Origin of the sequence: Neobacillus niacini (genome assembly GCF_031456445.1) — a bacterium.
Lineage (GTDB): Bacteria > Bacillota > Bacilli > Bacillales > Cytobacillaceae > Neobacillus > Neobacillus niacini_I.
On record NZ_JAVDUQ010000068.1, the window covers coordinates 1 to 8,131 of the forward strand.

At 39.6% G+C, this 8,131-nt stretch carries 10 protein-coding genes; 9 read left to right on the forward strand and 1 reads right to left on the reverse strand.

What is annotated here, in order from left to right; genetic code table 11:
- Window positions 1-154: 154 nt before the first annotated feature.
- Window positions 155-364 (reverse strand): hypothetical protein, encoded by a 210-nt coding sequence (locus J2Y67_RS27195; RefSeq protein WP_310179250.1) that lies wholly within the window; start codon window positions 362-364, stop codon window positions 155-157.
- An 18-nt stretch (window positions 365-382) separates the two neighbouring features.
- On the opposite strand from J2Y67_RS27195, the gene J2Y67_RS27200 reads away from it, so the two are divergent.
- From J2Y67_RS27200 to dacB, 9 genes are all read left to right on the forward strand, one after another.
- Window positions 383-574, forward strand: a complete 192-nt coding sequence (locus J2Y67_RS27200; RefSeq protein ID WP_310179252.1) for a YbxH family protein — start codon at window positions 383-385, stop codon at window positions 572-574.
- Between the two features lie 105 nt (window positions 575-679).
- Window positions 680-763, forward strand: coding sequence for a putative holin-like toxin (locus J2Y67_RS28150; RefSeq protein ID WP_396954150.1), 84 nt, complete (start codon window positions 680-682; stop codon window positions 761-763).
- A 200-nt stretch (window positions 764-963) separates the two neighbouring features.
- Window positions 964-3,546, forward strand: coding sequence for a DEAD/DEAH box helicase (locus J2Y67_RS27205; protein WP_310179254.1), 2,583 nt, complete (start codon window positions 964-966; stop codon window positions 3,544-3,546).
- Between the two features lie 103 nt (window positions 3,547-3,649).
- A complete protein-coding gene (locus J2Y67_RS27210; RefSeq protein ID WP_310179256.1) occupies window positions 3,650-3,982 on the forward strand; it encodes a hypothetical protein in 333 nt (110 codons plus the stop codon).
- Window positions 3,973-4,152 carry a hypothetical protein gene (locus J2Y67_RS27215; protein WP_310179260.1) on the forward strand — a complete coding sequence of 60 codons (180 nt, stop codon included), beginning with the start codon at window positions 3,973-3,975 and terminating at the stop codon, window positions 4,150-4,152. The genes J2Y67_RS27210 and J2Y67_RS27215 overlap by 10 nt, the downstream gene beginning before the upstream one ends.
- Before the next feature lie 5 nt (window positions 4,153-4,157).
- Window positions 4,158-4,253, forward strand: coding sequence for a hypothetical protein (locus J2Y67_RS28155; RefSeq protein ID WP_396954149.1), 96 nt, complete (start codon window positions 4,158-4,160; stop codon window positions 4,251-4,253).
- Between the two features lie 253 nt (window positions 4,254-4,506).
- On the forward strand, window positions 4,507-4,776 hold the full coding sequence (locus J2Y67_RS27220; protein ID WP_310179261.1) for a metallophosphoesterase: 270 nt from the start codon (window positions 4,507-4,509) through the stop codon (window positions 4,774-4,776).
- A 100-nt stretch (window positions 4,777-4,876) separates the two neighbouring features.
- Window positions 4,877-6,184, forward strand: a complete 1,308-nt coding sequence (locus J2Y67_RS27225; RefSeq protein WP_310179263.1) for a LysM peptidoglycan-binding domain-containing protein — start codon at window positions 4,877-4,879, stop codon at window positions 6,182-6,184.
- 71 nt (window positions 6,185-6,255) lie between these two features.
- Window positions 6,256-7,731: a D-alanyl-D-alanine carboxypeptidase/D-alanyl-D-alanine endopeptidase gene (gene dacB / locus J2Y67_RS27230; protein ID WP_310179264.1), complete on the forward strand. Its 1,476-nt coding sequence runs from the start codon at window positions 6,256-6,258 to the stop codon at window positions 7,729-7,731.
- Window positions 7,732-8,131: the final 400 nt, after the last annotated feature.

The window sequence follows — 8,131 nt, forward strand, 5'->3', positions numbered from 1 at the left end:
AATGCCCGCCTGAGCAGGTTTTTTCATAAAAGGGGAAAAGAAAGGGAGTTTCAATGCCCGCCTGAGCAGGTTTTTTCATAAAAGGGGAAAAGAAAGGGAGTTTCAATGCCCGCCTGAGCGGATTTTTTCATAAAAGGGGAAAAGAAAAGGAGTTTCAATGCCCGCCTGAGTAGGTTTTTTCATAAAAGGGGAAAAGAAAAGGAGTTTCAATGCCCGCCTGAGCGGATTTTTCCCTAAAAAGGGTAAAGAAAACTCGTTCGATTACCCTTAAAGTGAAAAGAAGAGGCCATAAGTTAAAAGAACACTCTACATTATTAACATCAAGGATGATTCCCCCAACATCTGCAAATACTAACCAAAACATTGAAAAAGGAGCATGATGATGGGGGCAATCGAAAGAAGCGGTTACCGGTTTGTACCGGAATTTAGCGTCATACAGCAAAATGGAGCCATCCATGTATATAATCGGGAACAGTTTATCGAAGAAATTAAATTTCAGTTTTCAGGAAAATTCCCGGAGCTGGATCAAATCGAGGATTTAGTGGACCAATATTGCAACCAACATAATATTTAGGGAACGCTTGTTCTATGTGGAAATTTATGCTATAATTAAAAATGCAATAGAATAGGATCTCTCAAGGGTGGTCGGATCACTCCTATTGAAAGGGGGTGATGCCGTTTGACAGTTTATCAAGCTTTGACGCTGGCAATTTCATTTGCAGGTCTCATCGTCACTGTGCTGTCATTTCACAAAAAAAAATAATCCACCCTTGAGCCGACAAGCATAAACGGTGGATTATCTCTTCCCAATATGCCGACTCCCAATGGGGAACCGTCTATTGCATTGACCGAGTGTCATTGCTCGGTCTTTTTTACTATATGTTCTCTATGAACTCATTATACATAATAATAAGGAAAAAAGAAATCAGAAAAGATGCAAATTTTAAAGAGGAGATTAGCGAAATGAGTAAATTAACTGTCATTTATCCTCAAGCGGTCGAACATACGAAAAAAAAGCTATATGAAGACATTGATCACTATTTGGAATCGAAAGAAACAATACCAAGCTTTGAACAATATCTCTCCGATCGAAGTCAATATACCGAACAAATTTGGATCAATGTTTGGCTGAATAAATCGACCAATGACGTACCAAGGAATGAAAAAAAGGCATTTTTAAAAGAAAAAGGTTTTGTGGTGGAAGGCATCGACCGGAAATTAATCAATAAACTGTTTCGTGATGAAATGCGGACGTATCAACCGTTTGATGCCTTGGAATGGCTGAAGGAAACCTTTGAGGGTGAAGAAGAAAAATGGGAAAGACGGTACCATAAAGCAAAGGCAGATTTTTTAAAAAGAGAAGAGGAAAATAAGCTGCAGGCTGAAAAACAGCTGTTGCAAAATAAAATTGATTCCTTTGCTGTGAAGTATATCGAAGATCAATACCAAAATTTTTATCTTTATATCCGTAGATTTGTTGCGGTTCAATTAGCGGCAGATTTTGAAAACAATCCAAAATTTCAATCCGTTGATACCTTTGCCATCGAAGAAAAACTAGTCAATCAAGGGAATTTTGATCCTAATGCTTATACCACGTTGGCAACCTTTTTTGAGGAACTAACTGGCGATGTCCATAAAATGCTTCATTGGGGAAGAAGCTTTTACGAATACGAAACCTATTTTTTTGTTTATGAGGGCCTGATTTCCGACTATGTTTCTGAACTCTTGCCACATAAAATATTGGAAAATCTACCGGAGAAAATCCAACAGCAATTTCAAGATACTTTTAATGAGAAACTTTCCGCCTCTTTTGTAAAAAATAGCATCCAAAATCTCATTTATGAGGTGGAGGAATATTTTACCCAGGATATCCAGGAGGAATATGTTTCAGATCTGTTAAAACTTGTTGATATTCCATTTGATGTAGAGGTTCACCGAGAAATTTTTGAAAAAGATTTTGCGGAACGAGAACGAAAAAGAGCAGAAGAGGAAGCGGAGTTACAACGAAAAAGAGAAGAAGAAGCCCGGATGATGGAGGATATATTCGGTCAGGAATACAATCCATCATTGGGCAGGCAAATTCGCTATATTCTTCATATTGGAGAAACCAATACGGGGAAAACCCATCATGCCTTAGAGCAGATGAAGGCTGCAGACAGCGGCATATATTTAGCGCCGCTCCGCCTTTTGGCGCTTGAAGTCTATGATAAATTAAATGCCGAAGGAACACTCTGTTCCTTAAAAACAGGGGAAGAGGAAAAAATCGTTCTTGGTGCCAATCATATTTCCTGTACGGTCGAAATGTTTCACGAAAAAGAATTTTATGATGTGGTGGTCATTGATGAATCGCAAATGATTACTGATAAGGACCGGGGATTTTCCTGGTACAAAGCGATTACGAAGGCAAATGCTAAAGAAGTGCATATCATCGGCAGCCGAAATTCAAAAAATATGCTGCTAGAGCTTTTGGGTAATTCGGATATTGAGATTCATGAATACAGCCGGGATACCCCGCTTGAAGTGGAATCAAGGGAATTTCATATCAAGCATATTAAAAAAGGGGATGCGCTTATTTGTTTTTCAAGACGCCGTGTGCTTGAAACGGCTTCAAGGCTGCAAAATGACGGCCATAAAGTCAGTATGATTTATGGCAGCATGCCACCAGAAACAAGGAAAAAGCAAATTCAACAATTTAATGATGGAAAAACAAAGGTCATTGTTGCAACAGATGCGATTGGGATGGGACTAAACCTGCCTATCCGAAGGATCGTCTTTTTGGAAAATGAAAAATTTGATGGAACGAGAAGAAGGCTGCTTACCTCTCAAGAAGTGAAGCAAATTGCCGGACGTGCCGGCAGAAAAGGGATTTATGATGTTGGGAAGGTTGCATTCACAAATGATATTAAAACAATGCGCCGACTCTTAATGCAGGAGGATGAACCGGTTCATACCTTCGCGATTGCACCGACTAATTCGGTGTTTGAACGTTTCCAACGCTATTACCGCGACCTTGGGACATTCTTTGAATTATGGGGGGAATTTGAAAGTCCGAAGGGCACAAAGAAGGCATCACTATCAGAAGAGCGGTCGCTTTATCAGTTGATTGCCGGAACCGATATTGAAGCACGGCTTCCGTTAATGGATCTTTATGGGTTCTTGCATTTACCTTTTTCTAAAAATGAACCTGTGTTGACAAAGCAGTGGGAGCAAACGATGTATGCGATTATCGACGGAAGAGAGCTCCCAGAACCTATCGTCAAAGATCGCAGCCTTGAGGAGCTTGAACTTTCTTATAAAGCAGTCGGTCTTCACTTATTGTTTTTGTACCGGTTGGGCGAGAGGACGGAAGCAATATATTGGGAACGATTGCGTGAGGAGGTTAGTGACCAGGTTCAGGAACGGTTAAAAACGGATATCAAGAAGTTTGTGAAAAAGTGTAAGAATTGTGGAAGAAAACTGCCATGGGATCATGCTTTTCCTATCTGTGATTCCTGTCATGCAGCAAAATACCGCCGCTATCGGCATGACGATGAGTTTGATTTTTAATATTAAAATGAAGGCCGTGAAAACGGTCTTTTTCATGCTTGGTAATCATTCCTTATATATGAAATAATGGTAAAATAATACTAAACAAAAGTGGGGTGCAAAAATGCAGCTTTCATTCACGGTAAAGGGGCAGGGGGCAGAGGTGGTCTCCTATCTTCTCGCCAAAAATCCGAATAATACTTATGAACGAGATGAAAAAGGCTTTAAAACCCGGATTTTCTATACGACCTTTAGCACGGATGAGGTCCAATTTCTGATATATGTAAAGCCGGACGCCATTGACCTGGTCCAGAACTCAGCAGACTTATATGATATTACTTCTTACATAAATGATCGTGAGTTTGCGGTTAGCAGTATTTTTACTTCGGCCATTCGTAAAGCCCTGGGCACAGCGTTAAATGGGAAACCACAAGAAAAATATCTGAAATGGAAATAGCCTTTGGACCAGCTACTTCTGATTTAATTAACGAGGAAATTCCAGCGTTATTCGATCCAATCGGCTATCAAGTGAAGATTGAACGCTGCGTGGCAAATAAGAAAATTCACCAACAGAGTTCGGCACGATTTATCACCCTTAAAGGGGAGCAAATCTTCAAAATGCTCTAAAACATGTGTTTATTCTCATTCTGGTGATGGATAACTATAAGCATTATTTTATTGTGGAAAGAATAAACTACTTATCATTTGCAATTTCAAGGGTTTGGTGAGGAGAATCCGATCTTTGGCCAGGGTTGTATTGGCTATTTTGATCTATCATATAGGAGATACCTCTTCTGTATGATATTGTTTTCTAGTCAATTACACTTTACCAAAGAAACGAGTTGTTTTTCATTTTTTTAAAGCTGTCAATCAACATAATGAAATAGGCCGCAGTCCTATAACAATCAACATTTATCACCTACTTTATTGGTGCGAAAGTTGAGTTATTAATCAATAAAAAATACGATTACTTCTCAAAAAGTGCTAAAGTTAGGGTTCTGTGGACAAGTAAAAAAGGAATTTCCATATTATTTGCATATTATTTATGGGATTGATTACTTAAAGCCTAAGAATTTAATTAGGCTAAAGCAAAGAAATGCCGGGAAAAAGCAGCGTAATGCCTTGAAGGAGTTTTCCCTAGGACTGGAATCGGTTCAAAGGTTTGTACAGCGGGAATCATTGGAACGCGTGCATGAATGTGTGCTTGGCGTATTGGCGCTGGAAGCGGAGCCGATTGATCCGCGGTTATAAATTAGGTAAAGATAAACTAATAAGAGGTAGTTCTATTTTCCTTTAAATAGCTAAAAATATCTTCACCCTCTCTAGTATATTAGCCAATCATCCCCATAAGATGGTTAAAAGGATACAAAAAGGTTGTGATGATATGGCGGTACATGTGGTTAGTAAGGGAGAGAATTTGTGGGGGATATCCAGGTTGTATGGTATCCCCCTGCAAATCGTTGCCCAAGTTAATGGGTTAACTTCTACAACGTCCCTCGTACCCGGTCTTGCACTTTATCTTCCCGACACACAGCTGCCCATTCGCTATTACCAAATAAAAGCAGGGGATCAAATTTGGCAGTTAGCCAATCAATTTAATACGAGTACTGCTGCGATTCTAGCAGCCAATCCGGGTATAAATCCTAATCACATAGTTGTTGGTCAAATCATTGCTATTCCTTCACCTATTAAAATGGAAATAGCAACCCTCGGCTTTATTGTTCCATCCGCAAAAGGGGAGATTCTTTCTACACTTGATACTTTGGCTAACCAACTTACTTATTTGGCGGTCGTTGCCTATTCCTTTACCGAAGAGGGCTTTGCTTTTAATGAGATAGAGGACTCTGAAATAGTAACCAAATGCAATCAATTAAATATTACCCCTTTATTGATGATCCGAAATTTTACGAAAGGGGACTTTAGTGCTGAGCTGGCGGGTAGGGTGTTAGAAAATCCAGCCTATCGACAAAATTTAATTGCAAGTATTGTTAACTTAACCTCTCAAAGAGATTTTGGCGGAGTGAGTATCGATTTTGAATTTATTCCACCGCCAAGGCGTCAGGACTTCAATAAATTTCTGACTGATTTAAAAGCCGCATTAGGTAACCTGATTCTTCACGTGAATGTTCACGCCAAGACGGCTGATATTCCGACGAATCGAATTATTGGTGCCTATGATTATATGGCCATTGGAAATGCAGCTGATATTGTGGCTGTGATGACCATTGATTACGGGTATCCAACAGGTCCGCCTGATCCGATTGCTCCTATTACTTGGATGGAGCAGGTAGTCCGTTATTCACTTACGCAAATCAATCCGCGAAAACTACAAATCGCAATGCCTCTTTATGGGTATGACAAAATTGCTTTAACCCATTCAACGCATGCTTTATCTGTTCTTGCTGCCCAAAACCAAGCGATTGTAACAGGTCAACAAATTCAGTTCGAGAATACGGCGAAATCGCCATGGTATCGTTATTGGAAAAATAACGAGGAGCATGTAGTCTGGTATGAGGATATTCGAAGTTATATGGAAAAATATAAATTGTTGGACGTGTATCTGCTTTTAGGAACTACTTTTTGGCAGTTAAGTTTGCCTTCTCCGCAAAATTGGGAATATCTTAATCAAAAAATTTCGGTTGTAAAAAATATAATTTGAGTAAACTGGCAATATTTTTTTCAAAAACTTTTGGACAAACTTTAGAGGGAAAAGGAGGTTTGAAAAAAGGTTTGAATAAAAGAGTAAAAAATTATCAACTTATATTATTTCTTATCATCGCTGCAGCGGTACCTTACATACATGGAACCCCGGTTCATGCCAAAGCCCCAATAGCATTGGACCAAAAATTAAATCATCTCCTAATGAATGAATCTGATTTACAAGGTGCAATTGCCGGAATCAGTGTAAGGTCAGCATCATCAGGGCAAATCATTTATGACCACATGGGTGAAACCCGCCTGCGCGTGGCTTCAAATATGAAATTGTTGACTGCTGCAGCGGCACTAAACGCTTTGGGGGTAAATTACCGATTTAATACTGATGTGCTTACAGAAGGCAGGATAAAAGGAAAAACATTATATGGCAGCCTGTATTTAAAGGGATATGGTGACCCAACCCTATTAAAAACGGACCTTGACCACATGGCAAAACAAATCAAGGAGAGCGGGATCAATAAGATTAAGGGTGACCTGGTTGGGGATGATTCATGTTTTGACAATGTCCGTTATTCAACCGATTTACCGTGGTCCGATGAAACTACTTATTATGGTGCTCAAATTTCCGCTTTAACCGTTTCCCCTGATAAGGACTATGATGCAGGAACGGTTATTGTACGGGTGAAGCCGAGCAGCCATCAGGGAACGAAACCAACCGTATCGGTGTCACCCAAAACGAGCTTTGTAAAAATAGTCAATCAAGTGGTAACCGGTCCTGCTGACTCTAAAAAGGATCTGAAAATTGAGCGGGGGCATGGGAATAATATCATCACGATTTCCGGAGCCATTCCCTTGAATAGCAAAAGTGAACGGGAATGGGTCGGTGTTTGGGAACCAACAAACTATACGCTTGCACTATTTAAACAATCTCTTTCCGAACATGGCATTAAATTAACTGGAAAAATTAGAACAGGGAAAACGCCTAAAGATGCAATAGAGCGAATCAGTCATTCCTCGATGCCACTTTCCGAGCTGCTCGTTCCCTTTATGAAGTTAAGCAATAATGGTCATGCCGAGGTTTTGACGAAGGAAATGGGACGGATTGTTAAAGGTGAGGGAAGCTGGGAAAAAGGTCTTGAGGTCATCCAAAATGAGCTTCCAAACTTTGGGGTCAACCCGAAAACAATTCTGCTCAGGGATGGGTCTGGCATATCTCATGTCAATTTAATTCCAGCCAATCAAATTTCGCAGTTGCTATATTCTGTCCAAAACAAACCTTGGTTTCCTATTTTCCTGAATTCACTACCGGTAGCGGGCGAAAGTGAGAAAAGGGTCGGGGGATCTCTTCGAAACCGATTGAGGACCCCGTTAACGAAAGGTAAGGTTTGGGCTAAAACAGGGACGATTAGCACCGTGACTTCCTTATCGGGGTACGTCCAAACAAAAAGCGGTGAAAAGCTTATTTTTTCCATTTTGTTGAATAACCTATTGGATGAGGAAAAAGGTAAGAAAATTGAGGATCGGATTGTGGAGGTATTGGCAAATCAATAAATGCCTAAGGTGATAGACTGCACGGTATAAAAAAGGAACCAAATATCTTTTTAACGGGTTCTCTTTAAGGGTGCAAAATAGCAAATAGCAACGCAAATAGGATGCAAAATCACAGGAGAACATCTGGCGAAAGCGGCTTTATTGTTTTTCTCTACTATCTTTAATTGGTTCTCGATATAAAAAAATATTACTTTTCATTTATTTTGTCGATTTTTGTCATAAAAAAAGACGTATAGAAAAGGTATCGGCAACATTATATGGAAACTGTGTACGTTAAGCAGATTTTCAACCTAAAAAGCCGATTCCCAAATTGATATGCTCCCTCTAAAGTGGACAGATGAAAAAACAAAAATCTGTCGTTACTTTAGGGGGATTTTTTATGTCAAAGAGAAGTAAATAT